Source organism: Microbacterium sp. AG238, assembly GCF_003610405.1.
In the GTDB taxonomy this organism is placed as follows: Bacteria; Actinomycetota; Actinomycetes; order Actinomycetales; family Microbacteriaceae; genus Microbacterium.
The window spans coordinates 265,459-280,582 of record NZ_RAQC01000001.1; the positions used below are offsets into that span (position 1 = coordinate 265,459).

The window sequence follows — 15,124 nt, forward strand, 5'->3', positions numbered from 1 at the left end:
GGGCGCCGCAGTAGGCTCGGAGGATGACCGAAGCACAGCGCACCCCCACGCAGATCGACCGGATCGCCGACGCGTGGGTCGACACCCTGGCCGAGCTCTCACCCGGGCTCGCGACGTACATCGGCCGTTTCGAGCACAATGCGCGACTCGACGACTACTCGCCCACGGGAACCGCGCGGGCGCTCGAGGCCGCGCGCAGCACCCTCGCAGCGCTCGAGGGGGCCGAGCCCGAGGACGACGTGGATGTCGTCACGAAAGCCGACCTCGCAGGCGATCTGCGGCTGCAGATCGATCTGGTCGAGGCCGGCGCACACCTGCGCGACGTCAACGTGATCGCGTCCCCGGCGCAGGAGATCCGCAACACGTTCGACCTCATGCCCACGGAAACCGTCGACGACTGGAGCGTCATCGCCGCACGCTTGGCCGCGGTGCCCGCTGCCGTCGACGGATACGTCGAGACCCTCCGAGAGGGCATCGCCCGCGGGATCGTGCCGGCGCGTCGTCAGGTCACCGAGGTCGCGACCCAGATCGGCCGTTACACCGCCGACACCGGATTCTTCGCGACCTTCGCCGCCGACGCAGCCCCCGCTGAGGGCGGGCTGCCGGCATCGCTGGCCCGCGACCTCGCCGACAACGCCAACGCCGCACGCGTCGCCTATGACGCGCTGGCTGCGTTCTTCACCGGAGAGCTGCTGCCGGAGGCGGATGAGACCGATGCGGTGGGACGCGAGCTCTACACGTTGCACTCGCGCCGCTTCCTCGGTGCGACGATCGACCTCGACGAGACCTACGAATGGGGTCTCCAGGAGCTCGCGCGTATGGTCGCCGAGCAGGAGTCCATTGCGAACGAGATCCTCCCGGGCGCAACGGTGGAGGAGGCCGTCGCTCATCTCGAGAAGGACGAGTCTCGCAAGCTCCACGGCGCCGAGGCGCTGCAGAAGTGGATGCAGGAGACGAGCGATCGCGCCGTCGAGGAGTTGGGGCGAACCCACTTCGACATCCCCGAGCCCATCCGCACGCTCGAGTGCATGATCGCCCCGACCAACGAGGGCGGGATCTACTACACCGGTCCGACCGATGACTTCTCGCGGCCGGGGCGGATGTGGTGGTCCGTGCCCGAGGGTGTCGACTCGTTCGACACCTGGCGAGAACTCACCACCGTCTACCACGAGGGCGTTCCGGGGCACCACCTGCAGATCGCTCAGGCGGTGTACAACCGGTCCGAGCTCAACTCCTGGCGTCGCCTCCTGGCCGGGTCCAGCGGGCACGCGGAGGGATGGGCCCTGTACGCGGAGCGCCTGATGGAGCAGCTCGGCTACCTGGACGACCCGGCGGACCGCTTGGGCATGCTCGACGGTCAGCGCATGCGTGCCGCTCGCGTCGTGCTCGACATCGGCGTGCACCTGGGCAAGGTCCGCCCCGACGGCGAAGGCGTCTGGGATGCGGACTATGCGCTGGAGTTCATGAAGCGCAACGTCAACATGCCCGAGGAGTTCATCCGCTTCGAGGTCAACCGCTACCTCGGTTGGCCGGGCCAGGCGCCGTCGTACAAGGTCGGTCAGCGCATCTGGGAGCAGATCCGCGACGACTACGCCGACCGTGCCGGAGAGCAGTTCGACGTCAAAGCGTTCCACATGAAGGCGCTGCGGCTCGGCGGCGTCGGGCTCGACACCCTGCGGGTGGCTCTCGCGCAGGACTGAGAGTCATCGCAGACGTCTGAAAGCGCAGACGACGACGGGGTGGGAATAGATCTCCCGCCCCGTCGTTGTATGCGCATGAATGAAAGGTGGCCCCATGACCGCGACATCCGTCCAGTTCGCCCTCGACACGTTCGGCGACGTCACCCGCGGAGCGGATGGCGAACTCCTCTCCGACGCGCAGACCATCCGCAACGTCGTCGACCAGGCCGTGCTCGCCGACGAGGTCGGCCTGAGCTTCTTCGGCGTGGGGGAGCACCACCGGCGTGAGTTCGCCGTTTCGAGCCCGGAGATCGTGCTCGCGGCGGCAGCGGCACGCACGAAGGACATCCGCCTCGGAACCGCGGTCACCGTGCTCTCCAGCGATGACCCCGTCCGCGTCTACGAGCGTTTCGCCACCCTCGACGCGGTCTCGAACGGACGCGCCGAGATCATCCTGGGACGAGGGTCGTTCACCGAGTCGTTCCCCTTGTTCGGTTTCGATCTCGCCGATTACGAGATCCTCTTCGAGGAACGGCTCGACCTCTTCGGCCAGCTGCGCGCCGAGCAGCCGGTGACGTGGCAGGGCAGAACGCGCCCCGCGCTGACGGCCGCAGACGTCTTCCCCAAGACCGAGAACGGACTGCGCGCCTGGGTCGGCGTCGGCGGCTCGCCCGAGTCGGTGCTGCGCACCGCGCACAACGGATACGGTCTGATGCTCGCGATCATCGGCGGCGGCGCCGATCGGTTCCGGCCGTACGTCGATCTGTTCCACCGCACGCGCGATGCGATGGGCGCTGGCCGGCTGCCCGTCGGAGTGCATTCGCCCGGTCACGTGGCCGACACCGACGAGCAGGCTTGGGAGGAGCTCTTCCCCGCGATGAAGGTCAACCGCGACGCGATCGGTGCCGAGCGCGGCTGGCAACCGTACTCGCGTCTTCAGTTCCAGCACGATCTCGGCCACGACGGAGCCGTGTACGCCGGGTCCCCCGAGACGGTGGCCCGCAAGCTCGCGCGGACGATCCGTACGCTCGAGCTTGATCGCTTCGATCTGAAGTTCTCGCACGGGACCCTCGCCCACGAGAGCATGATGCGCTCGATCGAGCTGTACGGCACGAAGGTCGCGCCGCTCGTGCGCGAGATGCTCGCCGACGACTGACCAGGTGGCGCCCGGGGGCGTCGCGGATCAATAGCATGGTCGAATGACCGATACCGCGACGCCCTCGGTGGCGCGCCGCCTCGATGATCTCCCCTTCGGCCGCCGGCATCTCAGGATCCTGACCGGTTCCGGGCTCGGCTGGGCCCTCGACGCGATGGACGTCGGCCTGATCTCGTTCATCATCACGGCGCTCATCGCGCAGTGGTCACTCGACACATCGCAGGCGTCGTGGATCGCATCCGCCGGCTTCGCCGGGATGGCGATCGGGGCAAGCCTCGGCGGGCTGCTCGCCGACCGTTTCGGCCGGAGATCGGTGTTCGCGGTGACCCTGCTCGTCTACGGGGTCGCGACCGGAGCGAGCGCGCTGGTCGGCGGGCTCGCGATGCTGCTCGTGCTCCGCTTCGTCGTCGGGCTCGGACTCGGCGCCGAGCTGCCGGTCGCGAGCACGTATGTCAGCGAGTTCGCTCCCGCGCGAATCCGTGGTCGGGTCATCGTCATCCTCGAGGCCTTCTGGGCGGTCGGATGGACGGCGGCGGCGCTCATCGGCTACTTCGTCATCCCGCAGGTCGAGGACGGGTGGCGGTGGGCGTTCGCCGTCGGCGCGATTCCCGCGGTCTACGCCCTGATCGTTCGCTGGGGGCTTCCCGAGTCAGCACGCTGGCTCGAGCGCCGCGGCCGGCATGCCGAGGCCGAGGCCGTCGTCCGAAGCTTCGAGAAGAACCACGGGCCCGCGTCCTCCGACCCGCGCACCGCGGCGGGGACAGAGGCGATCGGGGGCCCGCCGGCAGCGGTGTCGACGACGGGACGTCTTCGAGCCCTCTGGTCTCCCGAGTTCCGCGCCCGCACGGCGAGCCTGTGGCTGGTCTGGTTCTGCGTCAACTTCTCGTACTACGGCGCGTTCATCTGGATTCCCACCATCCTCTACACGCAGGGGTACGACCTCGTCCGCTCGTTCGGGTTCACGCTGATCATCACCCTTGCCCAGCTGCCGGGTTATGCCGTGTCGGCATGGCTGATCGAGGTGTGGGGCAGGCGCCTTACGCTGTCGGTCTTCTTGATCGGCTCCGCAGCATCCGCCGTCGTGTTCGGCACTGCCGGCACCGAGGCCGTCATCATCGTTGCGGGCATGGCGCTGTCGTTCTTCAACCTCGGCGCCTGGGGCGCCCTGTACGCCGTCACCCCCGAGATGTACCCGACGTCGCTGCGCGGCACCGGAGCGGGGTGGGCCGCCGGTGTGGGCCGCATCGCCTCGATCCTCGCGCCGCTGTCCGTGCCGCCGCTGCTGCTCTGGGGCGGAGCCCCGGTGCTCTTCGTGGTGTTCGCCGTGTTCTTCGTCCTCGCCGCCGCCGGCGCGTGGGGCCTCGCCGACCGCAGAGGGGTGTCGCTCGATGACCGCTGATCCAGAGGTGCGCTACGTCGCGATCGGTGACTCGTTCACCGAGGGCGTGGGAGACGAGCTCCCCGACGGCGCCGTCCGCGGCTGGGCGGATCTCGTCGCCGCGGGTTGGGCCGATGCCACCGGGCGGTCGGTGCAGTACGCGAACCTCGCGATCCGGGGCAAACTCGTCCGGCCGATCGTGGACGAGCAGCTCGAAGCAGCACTCGCCCTGCGTCCGACGCACCTTTCGTTCAACGGCGGGGGCAACGACATGCTGCGCCCGCGCACGTCGATCGCGCATATCGTCGATGCGTTCGTGCAGGTGCTCCGGCGCTGCGACGACGAGGGCGTGCGCCTCATCCTGCTGTCAGGGGCGAACCCGTCGGCCCAGCTGCCGCTGGGCGGACTGATCAATCGCCGCGGAGATGCCCTCTCCGCTGCCGTGGTCGACCGGATCTCGGACCGCGACGACGTCATCCGCGCCCTGAACTGGCACGATCGCGCCCTGACCCACCCGTCGTACTGGTCGGCCGACCGCCTCCACATGAACGCGCGCGGCCACCACCGCGTCGCGGCTCGCGTGCTCGGCTCGCTGGGGCTCGACGCGCCGGGGGAGTGGTGGTCGCTCCCCGTCGACGCGCCGCCCCCGACGCTCGCCCGTGGCGAGTACTTCCGCGAGCATCTTGCGCCCTGGGTCCGGCGCAGGCTGACGGGTCGCTCGTCGGGCGACCACCGTCAGCCGAAGTTCGGCTCATGGGTCGAGGTCGCGCCGCGTTCTTGACACGGGCGGAGAAGCCGTGTCAAGACGATGCGCGGCGCGACGAATCCGCGCCACGATCGTCGGGTCCGCACACCCGAAGGGAACTGACATGAGCATTGGTGCCGGAATCGCACTGTTCGTCATCGGCGCGATCCTCTCGTTCGCCGTCAACGTCGAGGTCGAGTGGGTGAACCTCGACCTCATCGGCTACATCCTGATGGGCGCGGGAGCCCTCGTCTTCCTCATCGGGCTCGTTCTGATGGTGCGCCGTCGTCAGACGGAGACCGTCAGCCGCTCCGCCGTCGACCCGGCGAGCGGTCAGCGCGTCACCCGCAACACCACGAGCACCTCGGGCGACCCGACGCTCTGACGAAGATCCTGCGTCGGCCGCGTCGGCCTCATCCCCGGCGCGGCCGTCTCGGTGCATCCATGCCGATGTGGATGCGCGTCCGCTTGCGCTCGATCGCGATGAACGTGCCGCCGATCAGCCACAGCGGGACCTGCGTGAGGAAGGCGATCCGGAACGCTTCGAGCGAGTAGGTAGCGGGAGTGCCCGCCCCCTGCAGATCGAGCGCGACACCGATGGAGAACACCGCGATCAGGGCGGCGAGGAATCCGCCGGCGTTGGTCAGCCCCGTGGCAGTGCTCAGCCGATGCGAGGGATTGTGGGTCCGGGCGTGATCGAAGGCGATCATCGACGCCGGGCCGCCGGTGGCCAGAGCCACGGCGAGCGCGACCAGGAGCCAAGCCGGTGCGGTTCCCGGCCAGAGGATGACCGCCGTCCACGCGATGAGCTGCACGGCGACGGCCGGGAGGACCAGGGCTCGTGATCTCAGGTTCGGGATGCGGCGCGAGAGCTCGCCCATGATCGGCCCGAGCGCCATCCCGGCGAACACGTACAGGGTCGTGATGAGTGTCGCTTCGCCCTGAGTGCGACCCTCGCCCGCAGTGAGGAACGGGATGCCCCACAGCAGGATGAACGCCGTGCCGGCGAACGGCGTCGTGAAATGCGACCAGAACGCCAGCCGGGTGCCGGGGTGGGCCCAAGCCGCCCGGATGCCGACGCCTGTGTCGACGCTCGAAGTGACGACCCTGATGGCACCGGTGTCGGTGTCGACGCTGACGTCGCGGTCGACCTCCGGCGGGTGGTTGCGAACGAGGAGGAAGACGAGGACCGCGAACAGGACACCGAGACCGGCGACGCTGCCGAATGTCACCGACCAACTGGTGGCGAGCAGGAGGGCGGAGAGCGGGATCACGGCGACGAGCTGCCCGGCCTGACCGAGGATGCCGGTCATCTGCACCATCAGGGGTCCGCGCTGCGCAGGGAACCACGTCGCGACCAGACGCAGCACCGCGGGGAAGATGGCGGCGTCACCGGCGCCCAGCAGCATGCGGGCGATGATCGCGACACCGACGCTGGGGGAGAGCGCCATCGTCAGCTGCCCGACAGCCATGAGCACCATCCCGATGGTCATGATGGGACGCGAGCCGTAACGGTCGAGGAGGACGCCGATGGGAATCTGCATTCCGCCGTACACGGCCAGCTGAACGACCGCGAACATCGACAGGGTCGCGGCATCCGCGTGGAAGCGCTCGGCGGCGTCGACGCCGACGGCTGCGAGAGACGTGCGGTTCGTGATCGACAGGACGTACGCCGCGACGCCGGTTCCCCAGACCAGCCACGCCCGCACCCCGGGCCCGGCCATGCGTGCCGAGACGGTCATCTGCCGATCCGTCCGAGCGGGCGGGGCGTCGGAAAGATCACCCTCCTACGCTACTCCGGCCCCGGCGTCCACTCGTGCGAGCCCCGGTGTCCGCCGCGGTCATGGTCTGAGAGGATGCGGACATGAGTGCTCCGGTGGACCCGCGATGAGTGCGCTCTCGTCGCTCGAGAACGACGCAGCGATCGTCGTCGAGCACGTCGCGCGCCGCGAGCAGCCCGTCGATGGCGAAACCGTCGCTCGGCTGCGGACCGAGTTCCCGCGTCTGCATTCCCTCTTCCGTGCGCTCTACGGTGACCGGCCGGGTTCGCTCGAGGCGCTCGTGCACCTGATCGACGTGGTGCTCGATGCTCGTGCCGACCGCCCCGCGCAGCTGAGGCGCCTCGATCGTGACCGCGCGGCCGACCCCACGTGGTTCGAGTCCGAGAAGATGATCGGTGGTGTCTGCTACGTCGACCGGTTCGCCGGCGACCTCGACGGCGTACGCGGCATGATCCCGTACTTCCGCGAGCTCGGCCTGACCTATCTGCACCTCATGCCCTTGTTCGACAGCCCCGAGGGCGACAACGACGGGGGCTACGCGGTCTCGGACTACCGCACCGTGAAGCCGGCGCTGGGCACGATGGCAGATCTTCGCGCGCTCGCGGACGACCTCCGGGAGGCGGGAATATCCCTCGTCCTCGACTTCATCTTCAATCACACCTCGAATGAGCACGTCTGGGCGCAGCGGGCCCTCGCATGCGACCCCGTGTACGAGGACTTCTACCTGATCTTCCCCGACCGCGAGCTCCCCGATGCGTACGAGCGGACCACGCGCGAGATCTTCCCGGACGACCACCCGGGCTCGTTCGTGCCGCTCCCGGACGGTCGGTGGATCTGGGCGACGTTCTACCGGTTCCAGTGGGACCTCAACTACGCCAACCCCGATGTCTTCACGGCCATGGCGGGGGAGATGCTGTTCCTCGCGAACCAGGGCGTCGAGGTCCTCCGGATGGATGCCGTGGCCTTCATCTGGAAACGCCTCGGCACAGCATGCGAGTCGCTGCCGGAGGCGCACCTGCTGCTCCAGGCGTTCAATGCTGTGCTGCGGATCGCGGCTCCCGCGGTGCTGTTCAAATCCGAGGCGATCGTGCATCCCGACGAGGTGCAGGACTACATCTCGCCCGATGAGTGCCAACTGTCGTACAACCCGCTGCAGATGGCGCTGACCTGGGAGGCGCTGGCGACGCGCGACGCCCGGCTGCTCCAGCTGGCGCTCGACGAGCGCCATGCCCTGCCCGCGGGAACGGCGTGGGTCAACTACGTCCGCAGCCACGACGACGTCGGCTGGACCTTCGCGGACGAGGATGCCGCGCGCCTCGGCATCGACGGTGGACCGCATCGCCGCTTCCTCAACGACTTCTACATCGGTCGCTTCGACGGCTCGTTCTCACGCGGCTTCCCTTTTCAGGAGAACCCACGGACGGGCGATGCCCGAATCGCGGGCACGACGGCTTCGCTGGCGGGCGTCGCCGCGGGAGACGACGGCGGCGAGGACCGGGTCGTGCTCGCGCACGCGTTGGCGATGTCGACCGGTGGCATCCCGCTGCTCTATCTCGGGGACGAGGTCGCGCAGCTCAACGACGACGCGTTCCAGGAAGACCCCGCTCGTCGGGGCGACAGTCGATGGGCGCACCGGCCGACGCGTCCGGAAGATCGGTACGCACGCCGCCTGGACGAGTCGACGGTGTCGGGGCGCGTGTTCACGCGACTCCGCCGGCTGATCGAGGTGCGCCGCGCGAGCCCGGAGTTCGCGGGCAACGATCTGGTGCCGTTCCACACCCCGCACGTCGCGGTGGTGGGGTTCACGCGACCGTCATCGGACGGTGACGGGGGAGCGGTCCTCGTTCTCGCCAACGTGGGCGATTCGCCCGTCGACATCCCGTCGGCTACGTTCAGCGGGCTCGACGAATCCGCGTACGACGTGGTCCGAGATCGCGCGCTCACCCTCGGTGGCGGACTCGTCCTGCCTGCGCATGCGTTCGTCTGGCTGCGCGTGCGTCGACGCTGACGGCGCCGAGCGTCACAGGACGTCTTCGAGGATCAGATCGCGAAGCGTGCTGCGCCGCAGGTCACGCGCCGTGACGACCGTGCCGTCGCCGAGATTGCTCCGGCCACCGAGGTGCTCGGCGATGCGGCGTGCCGCGAGGGCGCGGTCGTGTTCGTCGTCCAGCACGACGCCGATGGCGGTGAGGTCGCGGCCCAATGAGTTGCTCGAGTGGACGCTCGCACGGTCGATGAGCTCGCTCGCGAAGGCACGACCCTCGGTCAGCCTTCCCGCGGCGTGCACGACGGCGACGAGGACACGGGGCGACACTCGGGCCAGCTCTGTCTCGAGGAGCGCATCGAGGTCGGCGATGCACCCCGGGAGCTCGTCGGAAGCGTCGGGGAGCGATACCCCGATCGTGAGGGCGTCAGGCCGGTGTTCGGCGGTCGCGACCTGCGTCAGTGCGTCGATGATGTCGGTGTCCAAGCCGGCGATGTGCATGGCCGTCTCCCTTCGTCACGCTCCACAGGAGCGAGGCTGACCGATTACTGTACCAGCTGGACGGTAAAGTCTCACCTCGGCGGGACGGGTGTCACTCGGGGGTCACCACGATGCGACCCGGGCCGAGCGGAACCAGGGGAGCGCGATAGCTGAGGCCCGTGTCGCCAGGGTGCAGTACGACGTGCGCTGCACCGAACCGCCACAGGCGGTTGAAGAGGAAGACGGTGATCTCGACGGCCTCGTCGTCGGGCACGAGCCAGGTCCCGACGCCCCATTGCGCTGGCTGGCCGATTCCGTTCATCACGATGGTCGGCCGCACGCCGGGAATGAGATGGAGCGCGGGACGGCGCAGCACCAAAGTGACGCGTCGTCCGGGCCTCGTGACGGCTTCGCTCATGAGCGCATCGCGGAGAGCGGATCGGGGCGCGATGAGGTGGCGGGATGCATGGGGTCATTCAACCAAGCGGCACCGTGCGAGCAAAACGTCCGCGGTGCGCGACAGGAGAGGGTTGATTCCAACGACCTGACATAATGTGCATTATCGGATTATGCGTTCGGCATGGGAGACCCCGCACGGGATCGTGCCGACGGCAGCCCGCCGCTGACCGCGAGCGCGCCCAGAACCGTCGCGCTGATCGTCGCCGCCGTCAGGACGGCCGTGGCGAGCGTGCGGCCAGAACCCGACGCATACGACGCGCACAGCGCGACCGCGGTGATGGCCGCGCCGACGATCAGTACGGGCGCGACCCCGCGCAGGCGCCGTTGTGCCGCCGTCAGCACCGGTGCCGTGTGCCCCGAGCGCCGACGTGCCGCGGCGACAAGCAACGCGGCAATCGTGCACCAGAAGCCCACGACGAGACTGGCCGTGACGACATCGCTGGGTCGATGCCAACCGGCGGCGATGACGCCCATGCCGGCGACGGTCGTCCAGACGACGAGCACCGGCGCGAGGACCCACTTCATGCGCGTCGGCGACGCGAACAACGCCGCACACGCCGCCGCGATGGCGATCGTCGCGTGCCCCGACGGCAGCGAGTTGCCATACGCGCCCCAGCCACTCGCCAGATCGGGACGGGCGATCACCTCGTTCTTGAGAACCTGCGTCACGACGCTGGCACCGACGAACAGCACGGACGCTGCGACGGCTTCGGCATATCGCCGTCGGACGACGGCCGCGACGATGCTGAGAATCATCGTCAGCGCCGCGACGATGAGGATGTAGTTCGCGCTGGCGTGCTGGGCCAGGCGCAGCACGGGGTTGGTCGAGGCCGTCGTGGCGACCATGGCCGCCTGATCCGCGTGCTGACCGGTCGCCGTGAAGACGCACACCAGGATGGTCACCGCTATGGCCACCAGCTGAACGCCCGCCAGCTGCAGGTAGCGCACGTTGCGGTTCATGCCGTCACCTCGTTCTCGTCGTCGGTCCACCGTACGAAGCCGATCCTGTGAGCGGGGTCAACACGCGGCGAACCTGGGCGACATCCCCACTCCCCTAGGCTCGAAGGGTGCAGGTCGTGACCGGGTTCGTCGTCGTCGGGGTTGCGATCGTCGTGGGCTACGTCATCGGCCGGATCGATCTCCTCGGGCCCCACGGCCGCCCTGTGCTCGCGCGACTGATCTTCTTCGTCCTGTCGCCCTTTCTGATGTTCGTCGTGCTCTCGCAGGCCGACGTCTCGACGCTCTTCTCGGCGCTGCTGCCCGTCTCCGCGATCGCCGCGGTGTCGATGTTCGTGGTCTATGCACTCATCGCCCGGCTCGTCTGGCGCCGTTCGGTCGGTGAGACGCTCATCGGAATGCTCTCGGCCGGCCAGGTGAACTCGAACAACATCGGGATCCCGCTATCGCTCTATCTGCTGGGGTCGGCCGCCTTGCCGGCACCCGTGATCCTCATGCAGCTGATCGTGTTCACCCCCATCACCATGGCCATCCTCGAAGCTGTCACGACCGGTCAGCGCAAGCCGTTGCCGATTCTGAAGCGAACCTTCGGCAACCCGATCGTCATCGCCTCGGTCGCGGGTGTCATCGTGTCGGTCACCGGTCTGGAGCTGCCCCCGATCGCGCTCGATCCGCTGCAGCTGATCGCCGACGCATGCGTTCCCGTCCTCCTCATCGCCTACGGAATGTCGCTCCACGGTCAGCGCGTGCTGTCCGCTTCCGGTCGGCGGCGTGACATCCTCCTGGCGTCGGGGCTCAAACTCATTGCGATGCCCCTCGTCGCCTGGGCGGTCGCGGCCTTCGTGTTCGGCCTCTCCCCCGCCGACACGCTCGCCGTCACGGTCCTCGCTGCGCTCCCGACCGCTCAGAACGTCTTCAACTTCGCCCAGCGCTACGACATCGGCGAGACCATCTCGCGCGACACCGTGTTCCTCACCACACTGGGCTGCGTGCCCGTTCTGCTCGCAGCGACGCTGTTGCTCGGCTGACCTCCCCCGCGGCTGATCGGCGGCTCCGCATCTGCGGCCCTGACGGGACTCCCCCGGGTCCACTAACGTGTGGCGTGTCGGGGGCGCGCGGCTCCCGCGAAGGAGGTCCTGTCATGACAAGCACGGAGAACACCGCCGCGAGATTCGTCAGGTCACTGCGAACCTCGTTCATCGTCGGCGGCATCCTGACTCTGATCGTCGGCCTGCTGATCCTCATCTGGCCGGGCCGCACGGCTCAGGTGCTGACCGGCATCATCGCCGCCTACGCGATCATCACGGGCATCGTCTACGCCGCGCTCGGGATCTTCTCGCGGACGAAGGGCGGCTGGGCCCGCGTGGGACACATCGCACTCGGCATCCTCTTCGTCGTCGTCGGAATCGTGGCGTTCGCGAACCTCCCGGCATTCACGGTGTCGTTCGCCGTCTTCCTCGGCGTGCTGGTGGGCATCACGTGGATCGTCGAAGGCGCGGTGTCGCTGTCGGTCGTCGGCGAGTCGACGTCGCGCGGGTGGACGATCGCCTTCGCGATCCTCTCGATCATCGCCGGCGTCATGCTGCTGTTCACGCCGCTGTGGGGCGTGATCGTGCTGTGGTGGCTGCTGGGGATCTCGGCCGTGGCGCTCGGCATCGTCAACATCATCCGAGGGCTCTCATTCCGCCCCTGACCGGAGGGCGGGGGCGTCACACCGGCAGCTGGCGCCCCCACCAATCCAGGATGGCCTCGAACCGTTCCACGCGGTGACGCGGCCGGCCCGAACGGGTCAGCTCATGGTTCTCGCCGGGGAAGATCACCAGCTCTGACGCCGTGCCCTGACGACGGAGCGCCGAGTAGTACCGGGTCGCCTGTTCGAGCGGGCACCGGAAATCGAGCTCGGAGTGAACGACGAGGGTGGGCGTGGTCACCTGGTCGACGACCGCCATCGGGCTCTGCGCCCGGATCGCGGTCGGATCGGTGCCGACGTACTCATCGCCGAAGAACGACCCGATGTCGCTCGTGCCCGAGAACGTCGTGGGGTCGAGGAAGCCGCGCTCGACGATCGCGGCGGCGAACCGGTGGTCATGCGCGATCGTCCACGCGGTGAGATACCCGCCGTACGACCCGCCCATGATGCCGACACGGTCTCCATCGAGGCGCTCGTCCGCCGCCACCGCTCCGTCGAGGAAGGCGAGAACGTCGACGAAGTCGTCGGTTCCCATCCGGCCCCGGATGCTGCGGCCGTGGGCCCGCCCGTATCCGGCGCTGCCGCGGGGGTTGCAGTAGACGACGGCGTAGCCCGCGTCGACGAGGACCTGCGTCTCATCGAACAGGTGCACACCGTAGGCGGCGTACGGGCCGCCGTGGATCTGCAGCAAGACGGGGAACGGGCCGTCGCCCGGAGGCGTCGCGACCCAGCCGTGCACCGGGTAGCCGTCGGGCGCCGTCACCTCGAGCTCGCGGGGAAGGACGAACCCGGCCCGGCTGGCGGCGTCGCCGAACGAGGTGAGTAGTCGCGCGTCCACGCCTGCGGCGTCGAGGAAGAGGATCTCACCGGCCGACCGGTTGGTCGCCACCGCGCAGACGATGCGCTCGCCCGCCGCGTCGGCGCCGTGACCCACGACCTCCAGACCACGACGGAGACGCGCGATAGCGCCGTCGCGCGATACGCGCAGCAGGTGCACTTCACCGCGGGTCCGGTTCTGCACCAGGAAGTCGTCACCGACCGCGGTGATGTGCGAACCCACCTCGCCGAGGTCGATCGTGTCGGGGTCGGTCAGTCGGCGGGGCTGGTCGCCGTCGAGGACCCACAGCGCCACGCCGGGGGCGACGAAGTCGGTCCCGGCGGGACCCGGATCGGACGCCAGGAAAGCGATGCTCCCATCGGCCGCGACGGCGATGTCGGCGATCGACAGCGTCGCCGAGAGGACGACGCGCTCCCCCGTCCCGTCCACTCGGACCGCGACGAGCGGCGAACGCAGGTCGCGACGATCGTGCTCGATCTCGTCGGTCGTCGTGAGGATCTCCGTCCCGTCCGCGGTGAACACGACTCCGTCGTGCGAACGTGAGCCGGAGGTGAGCTGGCGCGCCGCCTCGGGCACACGCCGCGCACGGGTGGACGACGAGGTCTGCGGTCCGGGGGCGGTCTCGTAGGACGGCTCCGAGCCGAGGTCGGGTGCCGCGACCACGAAGACGTGAGCGGGTCGGTCGGCGATGTATCCGACGCCGTTCGCGTGCCATCGGATGCCGGTGATGCGGCGAGGGGACTCCGCCTCCGGCGCGAGACCGTCGATGGTGCCGTATCGGCCCGACTCGGGCACTCGCGCGGTGTAGGCGAGCACGTCGCCCGCCGGGGCCCAGGCGAAGGAGCCGACTCCGAGGGGTGCGTCGGTGACCTGCACGGGCTCCGAACCGGATGCCTCGATCACATGGATCTGGGCCTTGCCGTCGGCGTCGCCGCGCAGGAACGCGACATGGCCGCCGTCCGGCGACAGCCGCGGCGACGTGTCCGCGACACCCCGGGTGAGACGTCGCGGCTCGCCCGAGGGCAACTCGATGCGCCAGAGCTGCCCCACGTTCCGATCCGCGGATATGTCGGGTCGCGATGTCGCGAACACGGCGAACGAGCCGTCGGACGCGACCGTCGGACGCCCGACGGAGATCAGCGTCTCGATGTCCGTGGGGCCCACGATCACTCGCCGCCGAAGGACGAGATGTCTCCCACGAGACGGGTGTTGTCCGCCGGGATCGGCTCGACGGCCGCGAGTGCGATCTCGGCGGCGAACTCCGACACGTTGTAGAGCTTGCCGGCCGACTTCCGACGCGTCTCGATAGCGCCCGGGTTGGCACGTTCGAGCAGGGTCGCGGTGATGGTGCCCTCGATCATGTCGCCCGACACGACGACGAATCCGATCCCGCGCTCGGCGAGCTCGCCCACCCGCTCACGCAGGGCGTCCTCGCCCGCGCGCTTCGACAACGCGACGGCCTCGTACTCGGGCATCGTCGGGGTCGTGCGGATGAAGTGGGCCTGGTGGCTGGTCACGAAGACCACGCGCGATCCGTCCTCGAGGAGCGGCAGCGCCGCGTCGAGGGTGCCGAGCTGCGCGTCGCGGTTGAGGGTGAGCGCATAGTCCTCGGCCATGCCGCCTTCCATCCCGCCGGACGCGTTCAGCACGAGCAGATCGAGGTGGCCGAACGTCTCACGGACGGCGGCGAACATCTCGTCGACCGAGGCGCGGTCGGTCAGGTCGGCGCCGACGACGAGCACCTCGACGCCCAGCTCGCGCAGCTCGGCGGCGAGCTTCTCGGCACGAGGCGCCTTATTGCGGAAGTTGATGACGACGTTCGCCCCCGCCTGCGCGAGGAAGCGCGCCGTATCTGCGCCGACACCGCGCGACGATCCGGTCACCAGTGCCGTGCGACCGGAGAGGGTTCCGGCGGGAAGGGGCTGAGTCATGTGGCGCTCCTGCGGGGAAGAAAGGCTGTCGGCACGGCGGTTCACC

14 protein-coding genes are annotated in these 15,124 nt (G+C 69.1%); 8 read left to right on the forward strand and 6 right to left on the reverse strand.

Annotated features, from left to right (window positions below; all coding sequences use genetic code 11):
- Positions 1-23 precede the first annotated feature (23 nt).
- The 5 genes from DEU36_RS01155 (at position 24) to DEU36_RS01175 (ending at position 5,343) form a co-directional block, all read left to right on the forward strand.
- Entirely contained in the window at positions 24-1,700 is a 1,677-nt protein-coding gene (locus DEU36_RS01155; protein WP_120262561.1) for a DUF885 domain-containing protein, read from the forward strand.
- A 94-nt stretch (positions 1,701-1,794) separates the two neighbouring features.
- Positions 1,795-2,835, forward strand: a complete 1,041-nt coding sequence (locus DEU36_RS01160; protein ID WP_120262562.1) for an LLM class flavin-dependent oxidoreductase — start codon at positions 1,795-1,797, stop codon at positions 2,833-2,835.
- Positions 2,836-2,878: 43 nt separating this feature from the next.
- A complete protein-coding gene (locus DEU36_RS01165; RefSeq protein ID WP_120262563.1) occupies positions 2,879-4,234 on the forward strand; it encodes an MFS transporter in 1,356 nt (451 codons plus the stop codon).
- Complete coding sequence (locus DEU36_RS01170) at positions 4,224-4,994, forward strand: SGNH/GDSL hydrolase family protein (protein WP_183045261.1); 771 nt, start codon at positions 4,224-4,226, stop codon at positions 4,992-4,994. Before DEU36_RS01165 ends, DEU36_RS01170 begins: the two co-directional genes overlap by 11 nt.
- 88 nt (positions 4,995-5,082) lie before the next feature.
- Positions 5,083-5,343, forward strand: coding sequence for a DUF6458 family protein (locus tag DEU36_RS01175; protein WP_120262565.1), 261 nt, complete (start codon positions 5,083-5,085; stop codon positions 5,341-5,343).
- Between the two features lie 28 nt (positions 5,344-5,371).
- On the opposite strand, the gene DEU36_RS01180 is transcribed toward DEU36_RS01175, so the two are convergent.
- On the reverse strand, positions 5,372-6,700 hold the full coding sequence (locus DEU36_RS01180) for a nitrate/nitrite transporter (protein ID WP_120262566.1): 1,329 nt from the start codon (positions 6,698-6,700) through the stop codon (positions 5,372-5,374).
- A 145-nt stretch (positions 6,701-6,845) separates the two neighbouring features.
- Between DEU36_RS01180 and DEU36_RS01185 the strand changes: the two genes are divergently transcribed.
- Positions 6,846-8,747, forward strand: a complete 1,902-nt coding sequence (locus DEU36_RS01185; protein ID WP_120262567.1) for an alpha-amylase family protein — start codon at positions 6,846-6,848, stop codon at positions 8,745-8,747.
- 12 nt (positions 8,748-8,759) lie between these two features.
- On the opposite strand, the gene DEU36_RS01190 is transcribed toward DEU36_RS01185, so the two are convergent.
- The 3 genes from DEU36_RS01190 to DEU36_RS01200 all read right to left on the reverse strand — a co-directional run bounded on the left by DEU36_RS01190 (position 8,760) and on the right by DEU36_RS01200 (position 10,622).
- Positions 8,760-9,224 carry a hypothetical protein gene (locus tag DEU36_RS01190; protein WP_120262568.1) on the reverse strand — a complete coding sequence of 155 codons (465 nt, stop codon included), beginning with the start codon at positions 9,222-9,224 and terminating at the stop codon, positions 8,760-8,762.
- A 91-nt stretch (positions 9,225-9,315) separates the two neighbouring features.
- Positions 9,316-9,621 carry a hypothetical protein gene (locus tag DEU36_RS01195; protein WP_120262569.1) on the reverse strand — a complete coding sequence of 102 codons (306 nt, stop codon included), beginning with the start codon at positions 9,619-9,621 and terminating at the stop codon, positions 9,316-9,318.
- A 149-nt stretch (positions 9,622-9,770) separates the two neighbouring features.
- Positions 9,771-10,622, reverse strand: coding sequence for a phosphatase PAP2 family protein (locus DEU36_RS01200; RefSeq protein WP_120262570.1), 852 nt, complete (start codon positions 10,620-10,622; stop codon positions 9,771-9,773).
- Positions 10,623-10,729: 107 nt separating this feature from the next.
- Between DEU36_RS01200 and DEU36_RS01205 the strand changes: the two genes are divergently transcribed.
- Together DEU36_RS01205 and DEU36_RS01210 are read left to right on the forward strand one after the other, a co-directional pair.
- Positions 10,730-11,647, forward strand: a complete 918-nt coding sequence (locus DEU36_RS01205; protein WP_120262571.1) for an AEC family transporter — start codon at positions 10,730-10,732, stop codon at positions 11,645-11,647.
- Between the two features lie 113 nt (positions 11,648-11,760).
- On the forward strand, positions 11,761-12,312 hold the full coding sequence (locus DEU36_RS01210; protein WP_120262572.1) for an HdeD family acid-resistance protein: 552 nt from the start codon (positions 11,761-11,763) through the stop codon (positions 12,310-12,312).
- A gap of 16 nt (positions 12,313-12,328) precedes the next feature.
- On the opposite strand, the gene DEU36_RS01215 is transcribed toward DEU36_RS01210, so the two are convergent.
- On the reverse strand, positions 12,329-14,311 hold the full coding sequence (locus DEU36_RS01215; RefSeq protein ID WP_120264290.1) for a S9 family peptidase: 1,983 nt from the start codon (positions 14,309-14,311) through the stop codon (positions 12,329-12,331).
- Between the two features lie 2 nt (positions 14,312-14,313).
- Entirely contained in the window at positions 14,314-15,078 is a 765-nt protein-coding gene (locus DEU36_RS01220) for an SDR family oxidoreductase (protein WP_120262573.1), read from the reverse strand.
- Positions 15,079-15,124 lie beyond the last annotated feature (46 nt).